This is a genomic window from Kribbella steppae, assembly GCF_004342025.1.
Taxonomy (GTDB): Bacteria; Actinomycetota; Actinomycetes; order Propionibacteriales; family Kribbellaceae; genus Kribbella; species Kribbella steppae.
The window spans coordinates 108,140-133,538 of the sequence record NZ_SLWN01000002.1; the positions used below are offsets into that span (position 1 = coordinate 108,140).

Below are 25,399 nucleotides of genomic sequence, written 5' to 3' on the forward strand. Positions count from 1 at the left end.
CCCCGTCACGCTCGTCCACCACGGCACCGACTCTACGGGGCGGACCGCCAGGCCATCACAATCGACGCCCGGCCGGCAGTCCGAGCGCACCCGCATCCGCTGGCCGCAGTTGTGATGGCCTGGCGATCCGGGCCACCACTGCCCAATCCGCCACATATCCTATAGGATTCCTCGCGACAGCCCGCCCACCGCTGCAGATCGGGTCCTGATGCCACGATTCACCGAGTTAGAGACCTACGACGTTCGCTTCCCCACGTCGCTGGACCTGGACGGCTCCGACGCGATGAACACCGACCCGGACTACTCAGCGGCGTACCTGATCCTGCGAACCGACTCCGACGACGGGCTGGAAGGCCACGGATTCGCCTTCACCATCGGCCGTGGCAACGACATCCAGACCGCGGCGATCGAGGCGCTCCGCGACCACGTGATCGGGCTCGATGTCGACTCGACGCTGAAGGACCTCGGCGGGTTCTGGCGGTCACTGGTGCACGACTCGCAGCTGCGCTGGCTGGGCCCCGAGAAGGGCGTCATGCACATGGCGATCGGCGCGGTCGTCAACGCGGTCTGGGACCTGGCCGCCAAACGGGCCGGCGTACCGCTGTGGAAGCTGCTGTCCGACCTGACACCGGAGCAGATCGTCGACCTGATCGACTTCCGCTACCTCACTGACGCACTCACGCCTTCGGAGGCGCTGGAGATCCTGCGCGCCGCGGAGTCGGGGCGTGCCGAGCGTGAAGCTCTGCTGCGTGACCGTGGCTACCCGGCGTACACGACAACTCCCGGCTGGCTCGGGTACGACGACGCCAAGCTGGTCCGGCTCTGCCACGAGGCCGTGGCCGAAGGGTTCACCCAGATCAAGCTGAAGGTCGGCGCCAACCTGGACGACGACGTACGGCGGATGCGCTTGGCCCGCGAGGCGGTCGGCCCGGACATCCGGATCGCCATCGACGCCAACCAGCGCTGGGACGTGGCCGATGCGATCGCGTGGGTCAAGGCCCTGGCGCCGTACGACGTCTGGTGGGTCGAGGAACCGACCAGCCCGGACGACGTGCTCGGGCACGCGGCCATCGCCAAGGCGATCGCGCCGATCCGGGTCGCGACCGGTGAACACGTGCAGAACCGCGTCGTTTTCAAGCAGATGTTGCAAGCCGGATCGCTGTCGGTGCTGCAACTCGACTCCGCCCGGGTGGCCGGGGTGAACGAGAACATCGCGATCCTGTTGCTGGCCGCGAAGTTCGGCGTACCGGTGTGTCCGCACGCCGGCGGGGTCGGGCTGTGCGAGCTGGTCCAGCACCTGTCGATGTTCGACTACATCGCGGTGAGCGGGACGGTCGAGGACCGCGTGATCGAGTACGTCGACCACCTGCACGAGCACTTCCTGGACCCGGTGGTGATCAAGGACGGGCACTACGTCGTACCGCTGCGACCCGGGTTCGGTGCCGAGATGGATGCTGAGACGCTGTGTGACTACCGGTACCCGAGTGGCAAGATCTGGATCGACCTGACCAAGGAGGACTAGTGACAGTACATTTGGCCGGGCCTCCGGCGCCGGCGGGGTCACGGGGCTTTGACTCCCGGCCTTCCCTCGTCCCTCCAGTCGCTTCGCTCCCTCCGCTCCTCAGTCCAGGCCGGGAGGCCCCGTGACCGACTTCGACGGCCTGAGGGCTGTGGTGACCGGAGGCGCTTCGGGTATCGGACTCGCGGCCGCCTCACTGCTGGCTTCCCGAGGTGCGCAGGTGGTCGTGTTCGACCTCAAGCCTGATGTCTCCGCGCCGCTGACCGGGATCACCACGGACGTCACCGACGACGTTTCGGTCCGTGACGCGGTCTCCGCGGCCGCGCTGCAACTCGGCGGCATCGACATCGTGGTGAACAACGCTGGCATCGGCGCGCAGGGAACGGTCGCGGCCAACGCCGACGAGGAGTGGCACCGCGTCTTCGACGTCAACGTGGTCGGGATCGCCCGGGTGACGCGGGCCGCGCTGCCGCACCTGCGCAAGTCCTCAGCCGCCGCGATCGTGAATACCTGCTCGATCGCCGCCACCGCGGGCCTGCCGAATCGGGCGTTGTACTCGGCGAGCAAGGGCGCCGTACTCGCTCTGACGATGGCGATGGCGGCAGACCACGTCCGCGAAGGCATCCGGGTGAACTGCGTGAACCCCGGTACGGCGGATACGCCGTGGGTCGGCCGTTTGCTCGACGCGGCCGACGACCCGGCGGCGGAGCGGGCTGCTCTGGAGGCTCGTCAGCCGATGGGCCGGTTGGTCTCGGCCGATGAGGTCGCGCACGCGATCGCCTATCTGGCCAGCCCGTTGTCGGGTTCGACCACTGGTACTGCGGTTGCAGTCGACGGCGGGATGCAGAACCTGAGGCTCCCGGCGGCCCGCTCATGAAGCTCTTCCCGGACGACCAGCGGATCGGGCTCGGCGGGGCGCCGATCGGGAACCTGCTCGGCGAGGTCAGCGATGCCAACGCCGTCGCCACGGTGAACGCCGCTTGGGACGAGGGCTGGCGGTACTTCGACACCGCTCCGCACTACGGCCTCGGGCTGGCCGAGGAGCGGCTCGGTGCCGGCCTCGACGCCAAGCCTCGGGACGAGTACGTACTGTCGAGCAAGGTCGGCCGGATCATTTACTCGGCCGACTCGGAGGCTGTTGACGACGAGGGATTCGACATCAGCACGACCCGGCGGCGGCGCTGGGACTTCAGCCGTGACGGGGTGCTGCAGAGCATCGAAGACTCGCTGCGTCGGATCGGCACCGACCGCCTCGACGTCGTGTTCGTCCACGACCCCGACGACCACTTCGACGAGGCTGTCGCGACCGCGTTCCCGACGTTGATCGAACTCCGCGACCAGGGCGTGATCGGGGCGATCGGTTCCGGTATGAACCAGACCGCGATGCTGACCCGGTTCGCCCGCGAGGTCGACATCGACGTGATCATGCTGGCCGGCCGCTACTCGTTGATCGACCCGGACGGCCTGGACGACGTACTCCCCGCCTGCCTGGACAACAACGTCCAGGTAGTTGCCGTAGGCGTCTTCAACTCCGGCCTGCTCTCCCAGCCCCGTCCTGCCCCCGGCGCCACATTCAACTACGAACCGGCCGCCGCCGCCCTGGTCGACAAGGCGAACAAACTCGCCGAGGTCTGCGAGTCCCACGGCGTCACCCTCCCCGCCGCCGCCCTCGCCTTTCCCCTCGCCCACCCCGCCGTAGCCGGCATCGCCGTCGGCTGCCGCACGCCCGATGAAGTCCACACCAACGCGGCCCTAGCCCGCACCGAGGTCCCCACCGCCCTCTGGTCCGACCTCAAGTCAGCCAACCTCCTCCGCGAGGACGCACCCACACCTGGATAGTTGACCCACGCGGCGCTACCCGCGTGCTCGCCACCGCTCCTGCGTCGCCCGTTTGATCGACAGCACCGTGGACGCACGGCGCCCCACCGACTGACCAGCCCTACCGGCGACCGCCGACGCCGGCCTCCTCCGCGAAGACGCCCCAACCCCGTCCCGGCGCAGGCTTGAACACCATCTGGTGGGTTGGAACAGGTAATTCCCTGTCCTGGCCCACCAGTTCCTGTTCAAGCCCCGGCTGATCTTGAGCAGCAGGCTGAGTCCGGAGGCCGGCCCGCGCTAGTCGCGGGCGGTTCGGCAGGCTAGGTGGAGGGCCAGGCGCTCGTCGGAGTTGGCGAGGTCTACGCCTAGGAGTTGCTGGATCTTGGTGATGCGGGCGGAGACGGTGTTGCGGTGGATGCCGAGGACCGCGGCGGTTTCGGCTAGTGAGGACTCGGTGTCCAGATAGGCGGCCAGCGTGCCGACCAGGTCGCCTGGTTGGTCCTGGATGGGGGCCAACAGGGCCCGCGCGGCTGGTTGGAAGGTGTCGGTGCGGGTCCAGGCCAGGAGGAGTTGGGCCAGGCCCAGGCGGTCGACGTGCAGGAAGCGGCCGGTTTCGGGGCGGCCGCGGGCCAGCCCGGCTGCGTCGCCTGCTTCGGCAAGCGAGGTGGCGATGCCGCCCGGGCCGGGTTGGACGCGGCCTACGCCCACATAGGCGTCGACGGTTTGCACCAGGCTGCGTTGGACGCGGCGGATGGCTGCGGCTTGCTCCTGGACCTCGGTGGAGGTCGGTTCGCGCGCAGCGGTGATCCACGCGGACCAGCCGTCGCCCTGCTCGACAACGACCGCCTGCAAGCCCTCCGCGTCGAAGGCCTCGACTACGTCGGTACGGCGACCTGCCACATCCACCTGTCCGTCGGCGCCGATCCGGATGCCGGTGTGCCAGCCGTCCAACTGCCAACCCAGGTCGACCGCACGTCGCCGAGTCGCCTCCGACGGCTCACCGTGCAGCAACTCCCCCAGCAGCGACGTACGTTGCCGAGCGTCCCGCTCCAACTCCAACCGCCGCAACGCCAACCGCTGCCCAACCGCCGGCGCAACCACAGTCAGCACAATAGGTACGGCGGCAACCTCAGCCGGCACCACACCAGGCAGTCGAGCCACCAGCCAGCACGCAGGCCCCGCACCAAGCACAGATACCGCGATCAGTACCGCACCACTCGGCAGATCCACCCGGTACGGCGCCGCCCACGTCACAGGCACCGCAGGCAACGCAGCAACCAACTCAGGTCGCTCAGCAGCCTCCAACGGCTCCCCCGCCAACGTTCCGCCGTCAGACCCGGCCAGTGTCACCGGCCTCTCCAGTACGGCGGACGTCGTACGCAGCACCGAGTCGAGCTCACCGTCGGACCGCCGCAGCGCGGTCACCGCCCGCAGCACCAAGTCCGCCCGCACGAGCTCGGGTTCGGCCGTCACCCGGTTGAGGTGCTCATGCGCGGCTAACGGATCCAGACTTCCCAACACCGGCAACTGCAGCCGTTCGGCCAGCAACTGAGCCCCACGCCCCAACGGCTCCACACCGGCCAGCAGCACAGCAGCCACACCCGCCGCCGAGGCTCTGCTGATCAGCGCATCGATCCGCCAGTCGGTGTGATCCGACGCCAGCAGTACGACGAGCAACTCCCCGCGCATCGGCGACGGATGCCCGGCAACATCCATCAAGACCCGCGACCCGGCCAACGAAGGCCCCGGCTCCTGTCCACCACCCAGTACGACGACCCCCCGCCACCCCGGCGACGTCAGCATCGCCGCCAGCGTCGGCGCCAGCCCAGTCACGAGGCCGCCAGCAACAGTGGGTCGCAGGTCAGGCCGAAGGCCCGCGGACCGACGTGAGTCAGACGCTCGCCGTGTCGCCACCACTCCGGCCCTGGCAGGGCGATCACCAGCACCTCGTCACCAGAGCGAATGGCGTCGACCGCGATCGGCTGCAGGGTCCGCCGGTCCAGCACACACACCAGGTCCGGCGTGGTCACCACTGGTTCGCCGTCGACCATCGCCAGCAGGTACTCGTTCTCGGTCTCGATCCGGACCACCGCACGACTCGGCTCGTCGACAACACAGACAGTCCCGCGTCCGAACGCACCACCCGCGCCGTGCGACCGACCGCCGTACCGCGCCACCTCGTCGACTCGCCCGTCACCCAGCAGCCGCCCGCCGAGAGCCCCAGCCACTTCGCTGGGTGCGGCGGAGACGGGCAGACCCGCGTGTGTACGGCCGAGCTCGAGTGCCCTGGCCAGGCTGCCGTTGACCGCATCGGAGATCGCGGCTGCGGCAGGGGTCGGTGCGAGCGCCAGCACGGCCCAACCACCCGTATGTACGACGAAGCTGCGTACGGCGCGCTCCAGCCCGGCCGGATCGATGTTGTCGACGACTACGACCTGACCGCCCGGCTCACTCAACGCACAGGGCGTCAACGAACGCCCGGCCACCGCCCACGAGAACTGGTCGAGTCGCGGCAGCGCCCTGCCCATCAAGTCCGCGTCGACGAACGGCAGACCCATGTCCACCGCGGCAACCAGTGCGCTGAGGCCGTTCAGGCCACCTGCCTCCAGCGACATCAACCCGTCGACCGGCTGATCGGTCCAGCGGCTGACGGCCTGCACAGCTGTAGCGAACTCTCTGCCACTCGGCAGCTTCTCGGAGAGCACACTGGTCGCCCCGACCACGCCGACCGGGCTCAGGTAGCCGTCGGCAACGTCCGCCGCGTCCAGCAGCTCCAGGTCACCGGTCCCCAGCCGCCGCTGCAGGATCCGCCCGAAGGCCCGGCTGTCGCCGCCACCACCGGACCCCAGCAGAGTGACGCCGACGACCAGCGCCTCCAGGTCCCGCTCCCGGATGACGGTCGTCATGGGCTGATGATGTCACCGCAGCCTGCCCACCGGGTGGACCCTCGGCCCACCGTGGAGGGGTCGCGCGGTGGGCCGAGGGTCAGGGGGTGGTGAGGACGGCGTCGGTACGGCGCTCGACCGGCGAGAACTCCACGTCGAGTCCGAAGCACGACGGCCCGAAGACCGCCAGCGCCTCCGGCGTCCGCATCAGGTCCGGTGTCGAGATACCGACGACGGTGACGCGCTGGCCGTACCGCAGGCCCTCAGTGGTGATCGGCTCGGCGGTGTCCGCCTCCAGGACGCAGATGAGATCCGGGACCGTGCAGACAACCGAACCGTCGACCTCAGCGACCAGGTTCTCGTTCTGGAAGCGCAGTTCCAGCGAAGAGGTGTCGTCGTACGACGCGAACCGGACCCGGCCGCGGGCGAAGCCTTCGACAGTACGGCGCTCGACGTCGACCACTTTGCCGCGGAACAGCACTCGCAAGTGGTTGTACAGCGTCGGAGCGAGCGCCGTACGCACAGCCTCGATCGGGTCACCGTGCGACTCGCGCGCGAGTCGGACCGCCCGGCCGAGCGACAGGCCTAGTGACAGCGTCCGCGGTACGGCGGTGCGCTTCACCTCGGCGCCCGTCATCGAGTACTCGGCGATGTGTGCGACTCCGCCCAATCGGATGGTGATCCCGCGGGCCAGCCATTCCATCTGTCGATTGTCGACACCCGTATCGATGACAACTGTTTCGTCGTGTTCGCCCGCGATCGCCATCGGCGACCCTGGTACGCCGTACACCGAGAACGTCTCCATCTGGAGCTCCGGGAACGCGCGGCCCATACCGTCGGCGTCGACCACCGGGAGGCCGGTCCGGGCCGCGACCAGCAGCGGGATCATCGAGTTGATGCCGCCGCACTCGATCGGCATGGTCGCGTCGGCGGTGCGGCCGAGGTGACGTTCGAGGGCCCGCAGCGCGCCGACCGGTTCGCTGCCGCGCGGGATCTTCTCCACGATCACGGTCGGCGCACCCATCTGCGCGGTCGGGATGACGAACGCGTCGTCGTCGAGCTCGTCCGGGTCGAGCACGGTCACCGGCCCGTGCTCCCGGATCGCCTGCTCCACCAGCAACCGCCCGATCAACGGATCCCCGCCACCCCCGGTCCCGAGAATCGCCGCCCCACGCGCAAGATCCCGCAGATGCTCGATGTCCAATGTCCAGCTCATGCCCGTCCTCGCTTCGCTCCGGGCGGGCATGAGGCACGAATCGCGCTGTGTTGAATGATTCCCTCGCTACGCTCGGTCATACCGTCTCCAACGCCCGAATCGGGTCGAGGTCGTAGCCGAAGTAGCGCGGTCCGACCAGGGCGATACCGGCCGGCGAATGCCAGCGTTCGTCGGACGGCGCGGCCAACACACTCACGCGTTGCCCGTAGCGCAGGGCTTCTGTGGTGATCGGCTCGCCGGACTCGGTGTCCAGCACGATGATCAGGTCCGGCGTGGTCGCGACCGCGGCACCGTCGATCTCTGCGACCAGGTGCTCGTTCTGGAAACGCAGTACCAGCACGCGTCCGAGCGATGCGTCCAGCCCGTCGACGGTCGCATCACCGCGCGCGAAGCCGGTCGTCGTACGACGCTGAACGTCGACAACCTTCCCGACATGCAGCAACCGCCCGCCGAGCCGATCGACCACCGCGGCCACCGGATCACTGAGCGAACGCCGCGCCTCGTCGATGGCCAGACCGGTCGCGAGGCACTGGCTGAGCGTCCCCGGCACGAACGCCGCACGCACCTCGGCACCCGTCATCGCGTACAGCGAGACGATCGCCGAACACCCCATGTCCACCGTCGCGGACCGCGCCAGCCGCTCTGCCCAGGTGTTGTCGATCGTGTCGAAAACACCGCGGTTTCCTTTTTCGTCGACAATCGACATCGGTGTTGCCTCGATCCCGGCCAGGGTCGGCAGCACCATCTGCAGTTCGGGGAACGCGCGGCCCATCCCGTCACCATCGACCAGCGGCAGGCCGAGCTGGGCGGCCGCGATCACCGGGACCATCGAGTTGACGCCGCCGGCCTCGATACAGGCGATGTGGGTAGGCGTCTTGCCGACGTACTTGGCCAGTGTCTGGACCGCGATCGCGATCTGGTCCGCGGACGGGAGCTTCTCGACCATCACGGTCGGCGCACCCATCATTGCCACCGGCAACACACAGGCGTCGTCCGGCAGGTCGTTCACGCTCACCAACTCGACGACTCCGTGCGAGCGCAACGCCTGCTCGGCAAGCAGCCGGCCGATGTGCGGATCACCGCCACCACCAGTCCCCAGTACGGCGGCCCCACGCGCGAGCGGCCCGAGATCAGCCGCAGTAAGAGTCGTCATGACTGCCCCAGCCGCAGGTCGCCGACCGCCTTGCAGCGGATACGGGTGGCGTTGCCGGGTAGGTAAGGAATCGGCACCTCGTCGAAGTCGACAATCCGCACCTGTGCCGGATCGGCACCGGCCGCGACCGCTCGGTCGACCGCCTCCTGGCGAGCCTCGTCGACCACCGCGTCGCGACGACCGGGATCGATCGCGTACACCCGATCCACCTCGCCGCCCACCTGTGCGATGGCCGCACCGATCGCGTTCGCGACCGCGAAGTGATCCGGCCGATGCACCGCCAGACTGCCCGGCAGATCGTCGGGCAACAGGATCGACCCACCACCGACCGCCACCACCGGCAGCGGGTCGGGCGACGTCCGCATCCGCTCCACCGCGTCCGCGATATCGGCCGCGACCCGGGCAAGAGCAGCCTTGACCAGCGTCGGGTCCAGATCGGCGACCGCATCAGCCGACCCCACCTCAGCCCGCCCGGCCGCGACCGCGATATCGGTCGCGGTCAACGTCGTACCGCCGAAGACCAAGGCCTCGTCGGTCAACCGGTAGCCCACCGACCGAGGACCGACCGTCACCAGGTCGTTGTCCCCGGCCACCAAACTGCCGCCGCCGATGCCGATGCTCAGCACGTCCGGCATCCGGAAGTTCGTCCGTACGCCGGCCACGTCCACCTCGGTGGTCGCCTCCCGCGGGAATCCGTGCGTGAGTACGCCGACATCGGTCGTCGTACCGCCGACGTCGACGACCGCGCAGGTGTCGAGGCCGGACAGCAGAGCCGCGCCGCGCATCGAGTTCGTCGGGCCGGACGCAAAGGTGGCGACCGGGTAGCGCCGGGCGAAGTCGACGTCCATCAGGGTGCCGTCGTTCTGGCTCAGGTACAGCGGCGCGGCGATGCCGTGCCCGGCGACTGCGCCCGCGAGACCGTCGACAATACTCGCGGCGAGCTCCCGTAGCGCCGCGTTGATGATGGTCGCGTTCTCCCGCTCCAGCAGGCCGATCCGGCCGATCTCGTGTGACAACGAGATGGCCACGTCGTCGCCGAGCTCGGACCGCAGGATCTCCGCGGCACGCAGCTCGAACTCGTTGCTCACCGGCGAGAACACCGACGAGATCGCCACCGACCGGACGCCATGCGCGAGCATGTCCGCGGCGTGCCGGCGCAGCTCATCCTCGTCCAGCTCGGCGATGTGCCGGCCGTCGAACTCGTGCCCGCCGTGCGCCAGATAACTGCGACCGCTGACCGCCTCGACCAGTCGCTGCGGCCAGTCCACCAGCGGCGGCAGCGATGCGGTCGCGGGAAGGCCGAGCCGCAGCGCCGCAGTCGGGGCGAGCCTGCGCGCCTCGACCAGCGCGTTGATGAAGTGCGTGGTGCCGATCATCACCGCCTGCACCTGGGCCGGGTCGAACGACCGCTCGGCCTGCAACCGGTCGAGGGTGTCGATGATGCCCGCCGTCACGTCCTCGCTGGTGGCCGACTTGTTGGCCGCGAGCACAGTGTTGCCCTCGAGCAGCACGGCGTCGGTGTTGGTGCCACCGACATCGATGCCGATACGCATGCGGATCCTCCTGGGTTTCGGGTACGGCGACCGGCTGAGGGCAGGTCGCCGTACCGCAGAGTGGCTAGCTGGTGGCCGGGACGGCGGTGGTTTCGGTCTGCTCGCTGTCCATGGTGCGACTCGTGCCGACACCGCGGATCAGGCCGAGCTTGCCGGCCACGACGTACGCGACGAAGCCGACGACGAGCGAGTTGATACTGGGCAGGCCCCACTCGACGTACTTGCCGATCAGGGCGGCGCCGATCCAGATCACGATCGTGGCCGGCACCCAGGTCGGCGCGGTCGCGGGCAGGGTGCCGTGGTCGCGCGTCTGGTCGAGCTCGGGACGCCAGCGCTTCACCACGAAGTACTCCGCGACCATGATCCCGGCGATCGGCGGGAACGCGACGCCGAGCACGATCAGGAACTCGGTGAACTTGTCCAGGATGCCGCCGGCCGCGAGCACGCTGCCGATGACGCCGACCACGAGGGTGACCGCGGCCCGGTTGACGTGCCGGCCGAAGACGGTGCCGATGAAGTTCACCACGCCGAGGCCGGAGCTGTAGAGGTTCCAGTCGTTGATCTTCATGGTGCCGAGGATGATCACCAGCGTGCCGACCCAGCCGACCGACGAGGTGACGATCGTGATCACGTTCGCCGAGCCGACCGCGTGCGCGAGCAGGACGCCGGACAGGCCGATCACGTACTCGCCGAGAGTGATCCCCAGCAGCGTCTGCTTCACCACGTCGCCGACCCCACGGTTGAACCGGGTCATGTCCGGGGTGATGACGGCGCCGACGATGAAGCCGCCGGCGACGAGCGTCGTACCTTCCAGCAGACTCAGCGGCGGACCGGGTGGCGCGGAGCTGGTCAGCGCGCCGAGGCTGTGGTTGGACAGTTCGCTGATGATCGACCAGCCGACCAGGATGAGGAAGGCCGGCACGGTCACGTAGGCGACCCAGGCCATCGAGTGGAAGCCGCGCAGGACGACGAAGGTCACGGCCAGACCGAACACCAGCGACCATCCCCAGGTGGGCAGTACGCCGACCAGCGCACTAAGGCCGGCCGCGGACACGGCGGACTGGATGCCGAACCAGCCGATCAGGCTGATCCCGATCGCCAGCCCGATCAGCGACGAACCGGCCTGGCCGAACCCGGTCCAGCGCGCGATCACCGAGGTCTGCAGACCCTCGCGAGCGCCGATGATGCCGATCAGGATCGCCACCAGTTCGAGGATCACCGCGCCGAGCGTGAGCGCCCAGAACGCGGTCCAGAAGTCCATCCCGAACCCCAGCGTGGCCCCGAGCAGGAACTGACTGAGTGCGGAGATCTGCCCGAACCGCTGGGTCGCGACAGACCACCAGGAATATCGGGCACTCGCCGGGACCCGGGCGAGCGCATAGTCGTCGGTACCGACCTGTGAAGCGGCCATGGGGAACCTCCAGGACTGGGGATTCCATCGAACGTACGACGCCGGCCGACCCGGCTCACCGTCCATTGTGCACACCTGACGCGGCCGCACTGTGCACCCAGCCCAGGTCGCTACTCTTGTCACGATGAACAGCCGGGTCCCTCGTCGCGGAGCGCTACTGCTGCGCCTCCTGGGTGTGCTCGGAGTAGTCGTCGGCGTCTTCGCCATGCACGGCCTCACCGCCCACCATGACGCCGCGATGCCGACGGGGCACCCGGCCACTGCGATGCAGACAGAACCGGCCACCGCGATGCGGACAGCAGACGTCGCCGCACCTCACGTGAAGCACGAGGTGGCGTTGCCTATCGCTCTCGTCGACGCGTTCGACCGAGTGGCGATCGCACCCGCAGGGGATCAGCACGGGATGGTGTCAGCCTGCGTGGCGATGCTGACCGGGCTCTTGCTGTTCCTGGCGTTGGTGCTGGCGTTGCGGAGTCTGCTGGCGTGGCGGCTCGTGCTCTTGCTCCCGCCCGCCGCGCGGGTCGTGCTGAGTGAGCGCTCTCCGCCCTGGCTTGCTCCATCGCTGTCGAAGTTGTGCGTCCTGCGGACCTGAGCCGATCAGGTTCGTTTCGCCGTACCAACTCTTCGACATCAAAGGATTTGCGATGAAGCACGTCTACGGCACGACCGCCTTACTTGTCGCCACAGTGGCGCTGACCGGCTGTGGTGACTCCGACGCCGGCCCGATGCCGGGGATGAACCACAGCAGTTCGAGTACGCCGACCTCCGCGGCGGCGGCGTACAACGACGCCGATGTCAGGTTCGCGACCCAGATGATCCCACATCACCAGCAAGCCGTGCAGATGGCGAGCATGGCGGGTTACCAGGCGACCACCCCTGAGGTGAAGAAACTCGCCACCGCGATCAAGGCCGCGCAGGACCCGGAGATCAAGCTGATGTCCGGCTGGCTGACCGGTTGGGGCAAACCGGTCCCGACCCCGAGCCACGGCGGCCACGGCGGGCACGAGGAGATGCCCGGGATGATGACCGAGGAGGAGATGTCCGACCTCGGCAAACAGCAAGGCAGCATGTTCGACCGGATGTGGATCCAGTTGATGATCAAGCATCACCAGGGGGCGGTGGCAATGGCCAAGACCGAACAGGCCAACGGCAAGGACCCCGCGTCCATCGCCCTGGCACAGAAGGTCCAGGCTGCCCAGACCGCCGAGATCGCGACCATGCAAAGACTCGTGGGCCAACTCCCCGTGAGCTGATCGGACGACGCCGGGCTCTCCGTGAAGGCGAGCCCGGCCCGATCACTTGCTCATACCGTCGACCCGCTCCCAGCGAACCCGCAGGTCGTCGCGGCGGCCGATCTGCTCGATGCGCTCGGCGACATGAGCACTCACCTCATCAAGCCGCGCGGCGTCGGCAGCCTCCACCCTGAGCACCAGCCGGTCCGGCTCGGCGACGATCCGCCAGGTCGCCGGACCGAGATCGATGAGCAACTCGCCCGGCTGCTGCGCCAGCAGCCGCATCCCGCCCGGCTCGTGCGCGAAGTGACTGCTCAACTGCTCGACATACCGCGCCGCCCGCTCTGTTGCGACGTACGCCTCCATCACCGGCATCCCAGCACTCCTTTTTCAATACATAGTGTCTCGAACAGCGACACTATGTCCAGGTAGTCTTGGGCCGTGCCGAAGCTGTGGGACGACACCATCGACGCGCACCGTCACGCCGTCCGGGAGGCGACTCTCGACGCGACGGCCGCGCTGGTCGCCGAGCGAGGTCTGACCGGTGTGACGATGTCGGAGATCGCGAAGCGGACCGGCATGGGGCGGGCGACGCTCTACAAGTACTTCCCCGACGTCGAGACGATCCTGGTCGCCTGGCACGAACGCCAGGTAGGCAACCACCTGCAGCAGTTGGTCGGCATCCGCGATCGGACGGGGCGTCTCGAGGACGTGCTGGAGGCGTATGCGCTGATCTGTCACGCACACCCGACTGCCGAACCGGCCGCGTCACTGCACCGCGCAGAACACGTCGCGAGAGCCCGTCAGCACCTCGTGGACTTCCTCGCCGAACTGCTGACCGAGGCTGACGTGCGGGACGACGTACCGCCGAAGGAGTTGGCCGCGTACTGCGTGCATGCGCTGGCGGCGGCAGGCGCCGTACCGTCGAAAGCGGCGGTACGGCGCCTGGTCGCGGTGACGCTGGCCGGATTACGAGGTCAGGTGGACAGGTGAGAGGTCGAGGCGACGTAGCAGCTGCGCGTTGAGGGCGACCACGATGGTGGAGACGGACATCAGGATCGCGCCGACGGCCGGCGAGACGAGGATGCCAGCGAAGGCTAGGACTCCTGCGGCCAGGGGGACCGTCACGACGTTGTAGCCGGTGGCCCAGGCCAGGTTCTGCCACATCTTTCGGTAGCTGGCCTTGGACAACTCGATCACCGACAACACCGCCCGCGGGTCGTCGGCGGCCAGGACGACACCGGCTGACTCGATGGCTACATCCGTGCCGGCGCCGATCGCGATGCCGACTTCGGCGCGGGCCAGGGCCGGTGCGTCGTTCACGCCGTCGCCGACCATCGCGACCTTCAGCCCGCGAGCCTGCAACTCCGCGACCTTGGCGTCCTTGTCTTGCGGCAGTACTTCGGCGAAGACCTCGTCGATCCCGAGTTCCTTCGCCACCGCCTCGGCCACCTGATGCGCGTCACCGGTGATCATCGCGACCTTCACACCCCTCCGGTGCAGCGCGTCCACTGCCTGCTTGGACTCTTCGCGGACCTCGTCCTCCAACGCGACCGCCCCGAGCACCTGCCCATCCCGAACCACATGCAGAACCGCCGCACCCCGTTCCTTCCAAGCCTGCACGTCCGCCTCGAGCTCAGCAGGCTCGGGTACGCCGTACTCCCGCAGCAAAGCCGGACCGCCTACGGCAACCTCGGCGCCATCCACGACAGCCTGCACACCGCGTCCGGTGAGCGACCGGAACTCCGAGGCGACCAACCGACCGTTGCCGCCAGCAACCCCGCCGGCCTCGCCAGCCGTCTTGCCGGCACCGACTCGGGATCGCTCGTCGCGCGCCCGGACGATTGCCTTGGCCAACGGATGTTCGCTGTCCGCCTCGACCGCGGCCGCCAGCTCCAGCAGTTCATCCTCGGCCACCGAACCGACGCCCGCGACCCCGGTCACGACCGGCTGCCCCTTGGTCAACGTGCCGGTCTTGTCGAACAGGACGACGTCGATCGTCCGCATCCGCTCCAGCGCCAACCGGTTCTTCACCAGTACGCCGGCCTTCGCGGCGCGCTCGGTGGAGATCGCGATCACCAACGGAATGGCCAGCCCGAGGGCGTGGGGGCAGGCGATCACCAGGACAGTCACCGTCCGGGTCACCGCCTCGCCGACCTCGCCCAGCAACGTCCAGACCAGGAACGTGATCACACCCGCGATCGAGGCGAAGTAGAACAGGAAGGCCGCGGCGCGATCCGCCAGCGCCTGCGCCCGGGACGACGACGCCTGCGCCTCCGCGACCAGTCGCTGGATCCCGGCCAGCGCGGTGTTCTCCCCGACCGCGGTGATCTCGATCCGCAGAGCATTGTCAGTGGCAACGGTCCCGGCCACGACCGGGTCGCCGACGGCCCGCGGGACCGGCCGGGACTCGCCGGTGATCATCGACTCGTCGACCTCGGCCTGTCCGTCGACCACCTTCCCGTCGGCGGGTACGCGACCACCCGAGCGGACCAGGACGACGTCGCCCTCGCGCAACTCCGCCAGCGACACCTCGACCACACCGTCGTCGGTCACCTTCTCCGCCGAGTCGGGCAGCAACGCGGCCAACGCATCGAGCGCGCCCGACGCGGCGCCGAGAGCGCGCATCTCCAGCCAGTGCCCGAGCAGCATGATCACGATCAGCAGCGCGAGCTCCCACCAGAAGTCCAGGTCGAATCCGCCGAGCTCGAGCGTGGTCACCCAAGACGCGACGAACGCGACCGTGATCGCCATCGAGATCAGCAGCATCATCCCGGGCCGGCGGGACTTCAGTTCGCCCCATCCACCGGTCAGGAACGGTTGGCCGCCGTACAGGAAGATCACAGTGCCGAGGACAGGCGCGATCAGGTTCGAGCCGGGGAACTCCGGCGGCATGTACCCGAGCAGGTCGGCGAACATCTCGCTGAAGAACACCACCGGCACCGCCAGCGCCAGGCTGATCCAGAACCGGTCCTTGAACTGCGCCGCATGATCCCCGTGCCCCTCATGTCCACCCTCATGCCCACCCGCGTGGCCGGCGTGCGCGTCATGCCCGGAGTGCTCGTGATGCTCATCCATACTGAGACCATACCCCCTAGGGGTATCTCCACTCAAGCCCGGCACAGAAAACTGCCCCGCCATCCACAGGGATGACGGGGCAGTCGCGGCGTACTACAGAGGCTCGATGTCGGTCAGGGTCTCGGGGGTGAGCTCGACCCAGCGGGTGATGCCGATGTCCCGCAGGAACGGCAGGTCGTGGCTCGCGATGAGCAGCGCACCGCTGTAGGACGACAGGGCGTCCTTCAATTGCGCGACGCTGGCCAGGTCGAGGTTGTTGGTCGGCTCGTCGAGCATGAGCAACTGCGGCGGCGGCTCGGCCAGGAGCAGCGCGGCCAAGGTCGCCCGGAAGCGTTCGCCACCCGACAGCGTGCTGACCAACTGATCGGCTGCACGCCCACGGAAGAGGAAGCGGGCCAACCGCGACCGTCGCTCCTGGTTCTCCGTACTCGGCGCCAGCAGGGCGAGATTGTCGACGATCGACAGGTCGTCCTGCAGCAGATCGAGCCGCTGTGGCAGCAACCGGTACGGCACCTCCGGCAACTCCCCCGACGTGACCGACTCCAGCAATGTCGTCTTACCCGCACCGTTCGGCCCGGTGAGTGCGATCCGCTCCGGCCCGCGGATCTCCAGATCCACCTGCGCACCGGTCCGCAACACGTGATCCTCGAGCCGCAGCACGATCCGCCCCGCCGGTACGGCGGTCTTCGGCAGGTCGACGCGGATCGCGTCGTCGTCGTGGACCAGCGACTCCGCCTCGGCCAGCGCCTCCTGCGCCGAGTCGAGCCGCTCGCTCTGCATGCCGAGGTGCTTCCCGGCCGACACCTGCGCGGACCGTTTCAGACCGCCCGCGATGATCTTCGGGATCCCGCCCTGCTCGAACGCCCGCTGGCCCCGCGCCCGGCGCTGGTCCATCTTCATCCGCGCCTCGATCAGGTCGCGCTTCTGCTTGCGGACGTCGGCCTCCGCCGAGCGCATCATCCGCTCGGCCGCCTCCTGCTCGATCGCCACCGCTTCCTCGTACGCCGTCAGGTTGCCGCCGTACCAGGTGACGTCGCCCTTGCGCAGGTCGCCGATCTGGTCGACCCGGTCCAGCAACTCCCGATCGTGGCTGACGATCAGCAGCGCACCGCGGAACTGGTCGACGGCGTCGTACAGATGCCGCCGCGCCCGCAGGTCGAGGTTGTTGGTGGGCTCGTCGAGCAGCAGTACGTCGGGACGCCTGAGCAACTCGGCGGCCAGCCCGAGCAGGATCGTCTCGCCGCCGGACAGCTCGCCGACGTTGCGATCGAGCTCGATCGCGCCGAGGCCGAGCTTGCCGAGCAGCGCCTCGGCCCGCTCGTCCACGTCCCACTCGTCGCCGACGACGGCGAAGTTCTCCTCCGACGCGTCACCGGACTCGATCGCGGTGATGGCGCGGCGGACGGCGTCGATGCCGAGCGCCTGGTCGACGCGCAGCGTGGTGTCGAGGGTCAGGTCCTGCGGCAGGTACCCGAGTTCGCCGCTCACGCGGATCGCGCCGCGCTGCGGGGTGAGCCGGCCGGCGATCAGCCGGAGCAGCGTCGACTTGCCGGCCCCGTTGCGGCCGACGAGTCCGGACCGCACGGGTCCGGCGACGAAACTGAGCCCGTCGAACAGGACGTCGCCGTCCGGCCAGGCGAAGAAGAGGTCCGTACAGGACAGGGAATGACTCATGTGCGTGTACTCCAGGAAGAGGTCTCGGACGAGACCGCACACCTCGACGGGTGGCGATCACCGGCTGAAAAGAAGACCTCGGAGCTACAACGCAGACCCCTGACGCCGGGAATGGGACGCGACCTAGATTACGGGCACTGCTTCACCGGTTCAACTATTTATCCCCCACGTGCTCGCGATGCTTGCGCCAGGCAACGATTACCAGGTCGACCAGGGCGACGACCGCCAGCACGCCGCAGGCGATCACCCAGCCGGCGGGGACGTCGTACACGAGGAACAGGACCGCGGCCGTGACCCACATGGCGACACCGAAACACGCCAGCACCAGCCGCAGTGTCAGGGCACTGCGCGGCGGTGGCGGCTCGTACGCCATAGCGGCCGCTAAGGCGCCTTGCGGAGCCAGGTCTCGACGCCGGCGATATGGGCGGTCATCCAGGCGCGAGCCGCCTCCGCGTCGCCGATCTCGATCGCGTCCAGGATCGCGGCATGCTCCGACAGCGTCCGCTCGACCGCGCCGGCCTGGGTGACCCCACGCCAGATCCGGGCCCGCTGGGTCGCGCCGGAGATGCCGTCCAGCAGCGAGCAGACGACCTGATTCCCGGTCGCCTCGGCGATCGCGCGATGGAACCGCAGGTCGTTGGCGACCAGCTCCTCCACCGGCGCGTCCGGGGTCAGGTCGCTGCACAGCAGCCGCAACTCCGTCAGCTGTTCCTTGCTGATCCGGACAGCGGCCAGCGCGGCCACCCCCGGCTCGAGCAAGCGCCGTACCTCGAAGAACTGCAGGACCGAGTCGTCGCGATGCAGGTCGACCATGAAGTTCAGCGCATCGAGCAGATGCGCCGAGTCCAGGCTGGTCACGTACGTGCCGTCGCCGTGCTTCACGTCGAGCACGTTGACCAGCGTCAGCGCCTTCACCGCTTCCCGCAGCGAGTTCCGCGACAGGCCGAGCCGCGCCGCGAGATCCGCCTCCTTCGGCAGCCGATCCCCCGGACCCAGTTCCCCCGAGGTGATCATCCCCTTGATCTTGACGATCGCCTCATCCGTCAACGCCATCCAGTCAGTATGGCGCGAGAGGTACCGAAGGACAGGAGGTGGCGCCGATCCGGCAGGTCGCCCCGCCTGCGCCGCGCGCCGCACAAGCTGTTCAGGCGACTACCTCCTGTCCTTCGGTACCTGCCCGACGGCATCCATCACCTGAGCTCGAGCTGCGGCGGTGAGCCCAGTGGGGGCGAACTGGACTGATCCAGAGCGTGAGGTTCACCACATTTCTGCGCAGTCCTGTTCACCACTGACGGCGAGTGGTCAGTTGCATACAGTGGCCAGTCACGCTCAAACGGTGCACCCAGAGTCACCGCGGGAGGGGCCGGAATCCCACCTCTGTAAGGCGTCCAGCACTCCGGCATGCCTTCGACCAGGTCGCTCACATCCGGACCGGCGGCCTGTGAGCTGAAACACCTGCCAGCACAGTGTTTCAGGCCTCGAACGATCAAGCCGACAAGGCCCGACCACTCGACGCACTGGTCCGGTGATCCCGGGCTGTGGAAGTGGTCCGCGTGCTATTAGCCTTGCCCCTGGGGATGCCCCCATAACATCAGCATTAACCACCGCGATACCGGATCGATCGGAAGAGGCGAACTGCCAAGTGGCCACCGAGCCATCAGACACGAATCCACTAGCAGCCTTCGGTGCTAACGAATGGCTGGTCGACGAGCTGTACGAGAAGTACCTGCAGGACCCGAAATCAGTGGATCCGGCATGGCTCGCCATCTTCGAGAGCGGCAGTTTCAAGGATTACAAGCCTGGTGACGCGAAGCCGGTGACGACGACCCCGGCAAACGCTCCCCGGCCCGACGCGGTGTCGGACAACAAGACTCCCGAGGCGCCGAGCCGCGGCACAGCTGCGTCCGCGCCCGCCTCGAGCCAGCCCGCAGCTGCGGCCACCGCCGCTGCCCCTGCCGCCGCAGCTCCGGCCGCGGCTGCCGCAACACCGCCGGCCGGTGCGCAGACCGCCGTACCCCAGAACCAACCTGCAGCGAAAGCGGCACCGGCTCCCAGCAGCGCCGCCCCGACCGGAGGCACGGTGAACCAGCCGCCCAGCGCCCAGCCCAAGCCCGCTCCCGAGACCACCGCGGACGCGGAGCGGAAGATCCTGCGCGGGGCGCCCGCGCGGACGGCGCAGAACATGGAGAGCAGCCTCGCGGTCCCGACCGCGACCAGCGTCCGGCAGGTCCCGGTCAAGCTGCTGATCGACAACCGCATCGTCATCAACAACCACCTCAAGCGCGCCCGCGGCGGCAAGATCTCCTTCACCCACCTGATCGGCTGGGCGCTGGTGAAGGCGCTGAAGACGCTGCCGGAGATGAACGCGTCGTACGACGAGACCGACGGCAAGCCGACCCTGGTCCAGCCGGCCCACATCAACCTGGGCCTGGCCATCGACATGCAGAAGCCCGACGGCACCCGGCAGTTGCTGGTGCCGTCGATCAAGGCCGCCGAGACGATGACGTTCGCCGAGTTCTGGATGGCCTACGAGGACATCGTCCGGCGGGCCCGGGACAACAAGCTGGCGCTGCCCGACTTCCAGGGCACCACGATCAGTCTGACCAACCCCGGCACCATCGGCACCCAGCACTCGGTGCCGCGGCTGATGACCGGCCAGGGCTGCATCGTCGGCGTCGGCGCGATGGAGTACCCGCCGGAGTACCAGGGCGCGGCCGACGAGACGATGGCCAAGCTCGCGGTCAGCAAGGTGATGACGCTGACCTCGACGTACGACCACCGGATCATCCAGGGCGCCCAGTCGGGTGAGTTCCTGCGCCGGCTGCACCAGCTGCTGCTCGGCCAGGAGGGTTTCTACGACGAGATCTTCCAGTCGCTGCGGATCCCCTACGAGCCGATCCGCTGGGCCGCCGACCTCCCGCACAGCCACGAGGACGACATCAGCAAGCAGGCCCGGATCCTGGAGCTGATCCACGCCTACCGGGTGCGCGGCCACATCATGGCCGACACCGACCCGCTGGAGTACAAGCAGCGCAGCCACCCCGACCTGGACGTGGCCACGCACGGCCTGACCCTGTGGGACCTCGACCGCGAGTTCGCCACCGGGTCGTTCGGCCAGGCCACCGACCGCAAGTTCATGAAGCTGCGGGAGATCCTCGGCATCCTGCGTGACTCGTACTGCCGGACCACCGGGATCGAGTACATGCACATCCAGGACCCCGAGCAGCGCAGGTGGCTGCAGGAGCGGGTCGAGCGGCCGCACACCAAGCCGCCGCGCGAGGAGCAGCTGCGGATCCTGGCCAAGCTGAACGAGGCCGAGGCGTTCGAGACCTTCCTGCAGACCAAGTACGTCGGCCAGAAGCGCTTCTCGCTGGAGGGTGGCGAGACCACCATCCCGCTGCTCGACGAGCTGTGCGAGGAGGCGGCCGGCGCCGGCCTGGACGAGGTCGTCATCGGGATGGCGCACCGCGGCCGGCTGAACGTGCTGGCCAACATCGTCGGCAAGTCCTACGGCCAGATCTTCCGCGAGTTCGACGGCAACATCGACCCGCGGACCGTGCAGGGCTCCGGTGACGTCAAGTACCACCTGGGCGCCGAGGGTGAGTTCGTCTCCGAGTTCGGCGACAAGATCAAGGTCTCGGTGGCGGCGAACCCGTCCCACCTGGAGACCGTCGACCCGGTGCTCGAGGGCATCGTCCGGGCCAAGCAGGACATCCTGGACCGCGGCGCGGCGTTCCCGGTGCTGCCGGTCCTGGTGCACGGTGATGCGGCCTTCGCCGGCCAGGGCGTGGTGGCGGAGACGCTGAACCTGTCCCAGCTGCGCGGCTACCGCACCGGCGGCACGATCCACGTGATCGTGAACAACCAGGTCGGCTTCACCACCTCGCCGGCCTCGTCCCGCTCGTCGATGTACTCCACCGACGTCGCCCGGATGGTGCAGGCGCCGATCTTCCACGTGAACGGCGACGACCCCGAGGCCTGTGTCCGGGTCGCCGACCTGGCCTTCGAGTACCGGCAGGCGTTCAACAAGGACGTCGTCATCGACCTGGTCTGCTACCGCCGCCGCGGTCACAACGAGGGCGACGACCCGAGCTTCACCCAGCCGCTGATGTACGACCTGATCGAGCAGAAGCGGTCCGTCCGCAAGCTCTACACCGAGGCCCTGATCGGCCGCGGCGACATCACGGTCGAAGAGGCCGAGCAGGCGATGCGGGACTTCCAGCAGCGGCTGGAGCGGGTGTTCACCGAGGTCCGCGAGGCGAAGAGCCAGCCGGACACCCCGGCGCCGTACGTGACCGTCCCGGTCTACCCGGACAAGCCGGAAGGCCCGGACGCGACCGCCACGACACCCGAGATCCTGAAGAAGATCGCCGACGCGCACACGACGCTGCCGGAGGGCTTCACCGTGCACCCGAAGGTGCTGCCGCAACTGCAGCGCCGGGCGACCGCGATCACCCAGGGTCCGATCGACTGGGCCAGCGCGGAGATGACCGCGTTCGGTTCGCTGCTGCTGGCCGGACGGCCGGTGCGGCTCGCGGGTCAGGACAGCCGCCGGGGCACATTCGTGCAGCGGTTCGCCGCGATCATCGACCGGGTCAACGGCCAGGACTACGTCCCGCTGCAGCACCTGGACGAGAACCAGGCGAACTTCCACGTCTACGACTCGCTGCTGAGCGAGTACGCCGCGCTCGGCTTCGAGTACGGCTACTCCGTGGCCCGTCCGGACGCGCTGACGGTGTGGGAGGCGCAGTTCGGCGACTTCGTCAACGGCGCCCAGTCGATCATCGACGAGTACATCTCGGCCGGTGAGGCGAAGTGGGGCCAGAAGTCGGGTGTCGTGCTGCTGCTGCCGCACGGCTACGAAGGCCAGGGCCCGGACCACTCGTCGGCCCGGATCGAGCGGTTCCTGTCGCTGTGCGCCGAGAACGCGATGACGGTGGCGCAGCCGTCGACGCCGGCGTCGTACTTCCACCTGATCCGCCGGCACACGCTCGGCGAGGAGCACAACCCGATGATCGTCTTCACGCCGAAGCAGCTGCTGCGGCGCAAGGAGGCGGTGTCGCAGCCGGAGGAGCTCACCCACGGCGCCTTCCGGCCGGTCATCGGCGACGCCGAGGCAGAGGCCACCGCGGCCACCGTCGAGCGGGTCGTCCTGGCCTCCGGCCGGATCGTCTACGACCTGCTGGCCGAGCGAAAGAAGGCGGAGCCGGACAAGACCAGCACCGCGGTCGTCCGGGTCGAGCAGCTCTATCCGCTGCCGGTCGACGAGATCGTCGCGGAGCTGGCCAAGTACCCGAACGCGACCGAGATCCGCTGGGTCCAGGACGAGCCCGCGAACCAGGGTCCGTGGCCGTTCATGGCGCTGAACCTGACCGAGCACCTCGGCGGCAGGCCGTTCTACCGGGTCTCCCGGCCGGCCATGTCGGCGACGTCGGTGGGCTCGATGGGCGCGCACCAGGCCGAGCAGGCGACGCTGCTGAAGCAGGCGTTCAGCTGACGTGTACTTCACCGACCGAGGGATCGAGGAACTCGAGGGCCGGCGTGGCGAGGACGATGTCACGCTGGCCTGGGTGGCCGAGCGGCTGCGCGAGTTCGTCGACCTGAACCCAGAGTTCGAGACTCCGATCGAGCGGTTCGCCACCTGGCTGGCCCGCCTCGACGACGAGGACGACTAGCCTGATCGAATGCCCTTCGCCGACCATCCCGTCCGACGGGTCGCCGCGGCGGAGGGCATTCGTCCGTCCGGGCGCCGGCCCCACACCATCCCGGCGTACCTGCAGGCGCCGGAGCGGTACCTGCGGCACGTTCTCTAGTCGGTGTGCGGGGGTCTGGTACGCCGGGGTGGGTCGGGAGCCAGTGAGCCGTCGGGGGCGATGTGCTCGAAGATCTGGTCGACCAGGTTGAGCACGTGCGGGTCGTCGACGGTGTAGATGTGTCGCCGGCCCTCGCGCCGGGCGGTGATGATGCCGGCCAGCCGCAGCTTGCCCAGGTGCTGGCTGGCGGTGGCGATGCTGACGCCTACCCGGTCCGCCAGTGTGCCGACGTCGTACTCGCCCTGCGCCGCCAGTGACACCAGGTGCAACCGGACGGGTGCGGAGAGCATCGCGAAGGTGCCCGCGGCGGATTCGAGCTGCGCCTTCGTCGGTTCAGGGGATGTGGTCATCGCGCAGTCATTGTGACCGCTGGACCGGTCAGGCGGCAGTACGCCGAGCCGCGGTGACGACGGTCTCATACTTTCGCAATTGCGAAAGTGTTAAAACGATGGCAGCCTAGAGACATGCCCAGAGCCCTCCGCCCTGTGTTTCTGTGCCTCGCCGCAGCGCTTCCGGCAATTGCCCTCCGGTTGTCCGGAGTGCATCCGTCGGCACCGCTCGCGATCGTGCTCTTCGGTCTCGGCGTCGTCGCCGCGTCGTTCGTGCTCGCCTGGGCCGCCGAGGCCGCGGAGGTCGATATCTCCGGCGGGCTCGCGATCGCGCTGCTGGCGGTGATCGCGGTGCTGCCCGAGTACGCCGTGGACCTCTACTTCGCGCATACGGCCGGCAGCGAGCCGGCGTACGTCCAGTACGCCGCGGCCAACATGACCGGCTCCAACCGACTGCTCCTCGGCCTCGGCTGGTCGAGCGTCGTACTGATCAGCCTGTACGTCGCCTCGCGGCGCAGCGGGCGGTCGGTGAAGGCGCTGGTGCTGGACTCCGGGTACAAGCGGGAGCTGGGCTTCCTGGGGATCGCGAGCGTGGTCGCGTTCGTCATCCCGGTCACCGGGCAGATCCACCTCGTGCTGGGGATCGGGCTGCTGGCGTTCTTCGGGTACTACTTGTGGCGCGCGGCTGCGTCCGAGCACGACGACGAGCCGGACCTGGTCGGGCCGGCCGCGCGGATCGGCGCACTGCCGACGGTGCAGCGGCGGACCGCGGTGATCGGGATGTTCGTGACGGCGGCCGTGGTGATCCTGCTGTCGGCCGAGCCGTTCGCCGACTCGCTGGTCGAGGGCGGCCACGCACTGGGGATCGACCAGTTCCTGCTGGTGCAGTGGCTGGCTCCGCTGGCGTCAGAGGCTCCGGAGTTCATCGTGGCGCTGTTGTTCGCCTGGCGGGGCAAGGGCGGGGCCGCACTGGGCCTGCTCATCTCGGCCAAGGTGAACCAGTGGACCCTGCTGATCGGCAGCCTGCCGATCGCGTACATGATCGGTGGCGGACCCTCCGCCCTGCACCTGGATGGGCGTCAGGTCGAGGAGTTCCTGCTCACCGCGACGCAGACGCTGCTGGGTCTCGCCGTCCTGCTGAGCCTTCGCTTCCCGCGGTGGGCGGCCTGGACGTTGCTGGGGCTGTTCGCGGTGCAGTTCGCCGTACCGGGTCAGACCGGGCGGTATGTGCTGTGCGGGGTCTACCTGGTGCTCGCGGTGGTCGCGCTGGTCCGCAACCGGCAGTACATCCTGCCGACGATCACCTCTCCGTTCCGCCGGACGGAAAAGCCCGCCGACGCAGAACGCGCCGACGAGCTCATCGAGGTCTGATCTTCGGAGACTTTTCGCCGGTAGGCGGCTATTTCCTTCCGGAGATCAGCTGGCCTGCTGCTCCTCGACGATCGAGGGGCGGCGGCGCTCCTGGGGGCCGGGGCGGCCGCGGCGGCGGCCGTAGAGGAACTTCTCGCCGGCCGCGGTACCGGTGAACTTGGTCCGGCGGGCCCACTCGCGGCATTCCTCGATCACCGGGCAGGACGTCAGGCACAGGGCCTGGGCCTTGCGCTGCTCCCACTGGGTCGCGGTCTCGTCGTACGCCGGCGCCTGGCCGACACAGGCGGCCTTCATCATCCAGCGGTCGGCGGGGTCGGCGATCACCGTCAAGGTCGGCCTCATGGGCA

The 25,399-nt window shown here is 68.7% G+C and carries 23 protein-coding genes; 10 read left to right on the forward strand and 13 right to left on the reverse strand.

Going from position 1 to position 25,399, the window contains the following annotated elements; all coding sequences use genetic code 11:
* Window positions 1-208 precede the first annotated feature (208 nt).
* The 3 genes from EV652_RS05350 to EV652_RS05360 all read left to right on the forward strand — a co-directional run bounded on the left by EV652_RS05350 (window position 209) and on the right by EV652_RS05360 (window position 3,358).
* A complete protein-coding gene (locus tag EV652_RS05350) occupies window positions 209-1,522 on the forward strand; it encodes an L-fuconate dehydratase (protein ID WP_132207872.1) in 1,314 nt (437 codons plus the stop codon).
* Window positions 1,523-1,643: 121 nt separating this feature from the next.
* Window positions 1,644-2,396 (forward strand): SDR family NAD(P)-dependent oxidoreductase, encoded by a 753-nt coding sequence (locus EV652_RS05355; protein ID WP_132207873.1) that lies wholly within the window; start codon window positions 1,644-1,646, stop codon window positions 2,394-2,396.
* Window positions 2,393-3,358 (forward strand): aldo/keto reductase, encoded by a 966-nt coding sequence (locus tag EV652_RS05360; protein ID WP_132207874.1) that lies wholly within the window; start codon window positions 2,393-2,395, stop codon window positions 3,356-3,358. The genes EV652_RS05355 and EV652_RS05360 overlap by 4 nt, the downstream gene beginning before the upstream one ends.
* A 276-nt stretch (window positions 3,359-3,634) precedes the next feature.
* Here the strand turns inward: EV652_RS05360 and EV652_RS05365 are convergent, their stop codons facing one another.
* The 6 genes from EV652_RS05365 to EV652_RS05390 form a co-directional block, all read right to left on the reverse strand.
* Entirely contained in the window at window positions 3,635-5,170 is a 1,536-nt protein-coding gene (locus EV652_RS05365) for a PucR family transcriptional regulator (RefSeq protein ID WP_199238033.1), read from the reverse strand.
* On the reverse strand, window positions 5,167-6,243 hold the full coding sequence (locus EV652_RS05370; RefSeq protein WP_199238034.1) for a DUF917 domain-containing protein: 1,077 nt from the start codon (window positions 6,241-6,243) through the stop codon (window positions 5,167-5,169). The genes EV652_RS05365 and EV652_RS05370 overlap by 4 nt, the downstream gene beginning before the upstream one ends.
* 79 nt (window positions 6,244-6,322) lie before the next feature.
* On the reverse strand, window positions 6,323-7,438 hold the full coding sequence (locus EV652_RS05375; protein ID WP_132207875.1) for an S-methyl thiohydantoin desulfurase family protein: 1,116 nt from the start codon (window positions 7,436-7,438) through the stop codon (window positions 6,323-6,325).
* A 76-nt stretch (window positions 7,439-7,514) separates the two neighbouring features.
* Complete coding sequence (locus EV652_RS05380) at window positions 7,515-8,591, reverse strand: S-methyl thiohydantoin desulfurase family protein (RefSeq protein WP_132207876.1); 1,077 nt, start codon at window positions 8,589-8,591, stop codon at window positions 7,515-7,517.
* A complete protein-coding gene (locus EV652_RS05385; RefSeq protein ID WP_132207877.1) occupies window positions 8,588-10,144 on the reverse strand; it encodes a hydantoinase/oxoprolinase N-terminal domain-containing protein in 1,557 nt (518 codons plus the stop codon). The genes EV652_RS05380 and EV652_RS05385 overlap by 4 nt, the downstream gene beginning before the upstream one ends.
* Before the next feature lie 64 nt (window positions 10,145-10,208).
* Window positions 10,209-11,555 (reverse strand): purine-cytosine permease family protein, encoded by a 1,347-nt coding sequence (locus EV652_RS05390; RefSeq protein WP_132207878.1) that lies wholly within the window; start codon window positions 11,553-11,555, stop codon window positions 10,209-10,211.
* A gap of 124 nt (window positions 11,556-11,679) precedes the next feature.
* On the opposite strand from EV652_RS05390, the gene EV652_RS05395 reads away from it, so the two are divergent.
* Both EV652_RS05395 and EV652_RS05400 read left to right on the forward strand, forming a co-directional pair.
* Window positions 11,680-12,147 carry a DUF6153 family protein gene (locus EV652_RS05395; protein WP_132207879.1) on the forward strand — a complete coding sequence of 156 codons (468 nt, stop codon included), beginning with the start codon at window positions 11,680-11,682 and terminating at the stop codon, window positions 12,145-12,147.
* 52 nt (window positions 12,148-12,199) lie between these two features.
* Window positions 12,200-12,808, forward strand: a complete 609-nt coding sequence (locus tag EV652_RS05400) for a DUF305 domain-containing protein (protein WP_132207880.1) — start codon at window positions 12,200-12,202, stop codon at window positions 12,806-12,808.
* Between the two features lie 42 nt (window positions 12,809-12,850).
* Here the strand turns inward: EV652_RS05400 and EV652_RS05405 are convergent, their stop codons facing one another.
* Window positions 12,851-13,162, reverse strand: coding sequence for a DUF2218 domain-containing protein (locus tag EV652_RS05405; protein ID WP_132207881.1), 312 nt, complete (start codon window positions 13,160-13,162; stop codon window positions 12,851-12,853).
* Between the two features lie 66 nt (window positions 13,163-13,228).
* Here EV652_RS05405 and EV652_RS05410 point away from each other — a divergent pair, with 66 nt between their 5' ends.
* Window positions 13,229-13,780: a TetR/AcrR family transcriptional regulator gene (locus EV652_RS05410; protein WP_132207882.1), complete on the forward strand. Its 552-nt coding sequence runs from the start codon at window positions 13,229-13,231 to the stop codon at window positions 13,778-13,780.
* Here the strand turns inward: EV652_RS05410 and EV652_RS05415 are convergent.
* From EV652_RS05415 to EV652_RS05430, 4 genes are all read right to left on the reverse strand, one after another.
* Window positions 13,757-15,865, reverse strand: a complete 2,109-nt coding sequence (locus tag EV652_RS05415; protein WP_132207883.1) for a heavy metal translocating P-type ATPase — start codon at window positions 15,863-15,865, stop codon at window positions 13,757-13,759. The two genes, EV652_RS05410 and EV652_RS05415, sit on opposite strands and share 24 nt — an antisense overlap.
* Window positions 15,866-15,958: 93 nt before the next feature.
* Window positions 15,959-17,539 (reverse strand): ABC-F family ATP-binding cassette domain-containing protein, encoded by a 1,581-nt coding sequence (locus EV652_RS05420; protein WP_132207884.1) that lies wholly within the window; start codon window positions 17,537-17,539, stop codon window positions 15,959-15,961.
* Between the two features lie 154 nt (window positions 17,540-17,693).
* On the reverse strand, window positions 17,694-17,912 hold the full coding sequence (locus tag EV652_RS05425) for a DUF6343 family protein (protein ID WP_132207885.1): 219 nt from the start codon (window positions 17,910-17,912) through the stop codon (window positions 17,694-17,696).
* Window positions 17,913-17,920: 8 nt separating this feature from the next.
* On the reverse strand, window positions 17,921-18,592 hold the full coding sequence (locus EV652_RS05430) for a FadR/GntR family transcriptional regulator (protein ID WP_132207886.1): 672 nt from the start codon (window positions 18,590-18,592) through the stop codon (window positions 17,921-17,923).
* Between the two features lie 589 nt (window positions 18,593-19,181).
* Here EV652_RS05430 and EV652_RS05435 point away from each other — a divergent pair.
* From EV652_RS05435 to EV652_RS45730, 3 genes are read left to right on the forward strand one after another with little or no spacing between them, the layout of a single operon-like run.
* Window positions 19,182-23,036: a multifunctional oxoglutarate decarboxylase/oxoglutarate dehydrogenase thiamine pyrophosphate-binding subunit/dihydrolipoyllysine-residue succinyltransferase subunit gene (locus EV652_RS05435; protein ID WP_199238035.1), complete on the forward strand. Its 3,855-nt coding sequence runs from the start codon at window positions 19,182-19,184 to the stop codon at window positions 23,034-23,036.
* Between the two features lies 1 nt (window position 23,037).
* A complete protein-coding gene (locus EV652_RS44480; protein WP_199238036.1) occupies window positions 23,038-23,214 on the forward strand; it encodes a DUF6104 family protein in 177 nt (58 codons plus the stop codon).
* 9 nt (window positions 23,215-23,223) lie between these two features.
* Complete coding sequence (locus tag EV652_RS45730; RefSeq protein WP_255512573.1) at window positions 23,224-23,352, forward strand: hypothetical protein; 129 nt, start codon at window positions 23,224-23,226, stop codon at window positions 23,350-23,352.
* Here the strand turns inward: EV652_RS45730 and EV652_RS05445 are convergent.
* Entirely contained in the window at window positions 23,349-23,702 is a 354-nt protein-coding gene (locus EV652_RS05445; RefSeq protein ID WP_132207887.1) for an ArsR/SmtB family transcription factor, read from the reverse strand. The two genes, EV652_RS45730 and EV652_RS05445, sit on opposite strands and share 4 nt — an antisense overlap.
* A 114-nt stretch (window positions 23,703-23,816) precedes the next feature.
* On the opposite strand from EV652_RS05445, the gene EV652_RS05450 reads away from it, so the two are divergent.
* A complete protein-coding gene (locus EV652_RS05450; protein ID WP_132207888.1) occupies window positions 23,817-25,052 on the forward strand; it encodes a calcium:cation antiporter family protein in 1,236 nt (411 codons plus the stop codon).
* A gap of 45 nt (window positions 25,053-25,097) precedes the next feature.
* Here EV652_RS05450 and EV652_RS05455 read toward each other — a convergent pair whose 3' ends face one another.
* Window positions 25,098-25,394, reverse strand: a complete 297-nt coding sequence (locus EV652_RS05455; RefSeq protein ID WP_132207889.1) for a WhiB family transcriptional regulator — start codon at window positions 25,392-25,394, stop codon at window positions 25,098-25,100.
* Window positions 25,395-25,399: the final 5 nt, after the last annotated feature.

Excerpts from the sequence above, each read along its gene's own strand:
- EV652_RS05350 (WP_132207872.1), top strand. The coding sequence starts at position 209 with ATGCCACGATTCACCGAGTTAGAGACCTACGACGTTCGCTTCCCCACG.
- EV652_RS05360 (WP_132207874.1), top strand. The coding sequence starts at position 2,393 with ATGAAGCTCTTCCCGGACGACCAGCGGATCGGGCTCGGCGGGGCGCCG.
- EV652_RS05370 (WP_199238034.1), bottom strand. The coding sequence starts at position 6,243 with ATGACGACCGTCATCCGGGAGCGGGACCTGGAGGCGCTGGTCGTCGGC.
- EV652_RS05375 (WP_132207875.1), bottom strand. The coding sequence starts at position 7,438 with ATGAGCTGGACATTGGACATCGAGCATCTGCGGGATCTTGCGCGTGGG.
- EV652_RS05380 (WP_132207876.1), bottom strand. The coding sequence starts at position 8,591 with ATGACGACTCTTACTGCGGCTGATCTCGGGCCGCTCGCGCGTGGGGCC.
- EV652_RS05385 (WP_132207877.1), bottom strand. The coding sequence starts at position 10,144 with ATGCGTATCGGCATCGATGTCGGTGGCACCAACACCGACGCCGTGCTG.
- EV652_RS05390 (WP_132207878.1), bottom strand. The coding sequence starts at position 11,555 with ATGGCCGCTTCACAGGTCGGTACCGACGACTATGCGCTCGCCCGGGTC.
- EV652_RS05395 (WP_132207879.1), top strand. The coding sequence starts at position 11,680 with ATGAACAGCCGGGTCCCTCGTCGCGGAGCGCTACTGCTGCGCCTCCTG.
- EV652_RS05400 (WP_132207880.1), top strand. The coding sequence starts at position 12,200 with ATGAAGCACGTCTACGGCACGACCGCCTTACTTGTCGCCACAGTGGCG.
- EV652_RS05405 (WP_132207881.1), bottom strand. The coding sequence starts at position 13,162 with ATGCCGGTGATGGAGGCGTACGTCGCAACAGAGCGGGCGGCGCGGTAT.
- EV652_RS05415 (WP_132207883.1), bottom strand. The coding sequence starts at position 15,865 with ATGGATGAGCATCACGAGCACTCCGGGCATGACGCGCACGCCGGCCAC.
- EV652_RS05420 (WP_132207884.1), bottom strand. The coding sequence starts at position 17,539 with ATGAGTCATTCCCTGTCCTGTACGGACCTCTTCTTCGCCTGGCCGGAC.
- EV652_RS05425 (WP_132207885.1), bottom strand. The coding sequence starts at position 17,912 with ATGGCGTACGAGCCGCCACCGCCGCGCAGTGCCCTGACACTGCGGCTG.
- EV652_RS05430 (WP_132207886.1), bottom strand. The coding sequence starts at position 18,592 with ATGGCGTTGACGGATGAGGCGATCGTCAAGATCAAGGGGATGATCACC.
- EV652_RS45730 (WP_255512573.1), top strand. The coding sequence starts at position 23,224 with ATGCCCTTCGCCGACCATCCCGTCCGACGGGTCGCCGCGGCGGAGGGC.
- EV652_RS05445 (WP_132207887.1), bottom strand. The coding sequence starts at position 23,702 with ATGACCACATCCCCTGAACCGACGAAGGCGCAGCTCGAATCCGCCGCG.
- EV652_RS05450 (WP_132207888.1), top strand. The coding sequence starts at position 23,817 with ATGCCCAGAGCCCTCCGCCCTGTGTTTCTGTGCCTCGCCGCAGCGCTT.
- EV652_RS05455 (WP_132207889.1), bottom strand. The coding sequence starts at position 25,394 with ATGAGGCCGACCTTGACGGTGATCGCCGACCCCGCCGACCGCTGGATG.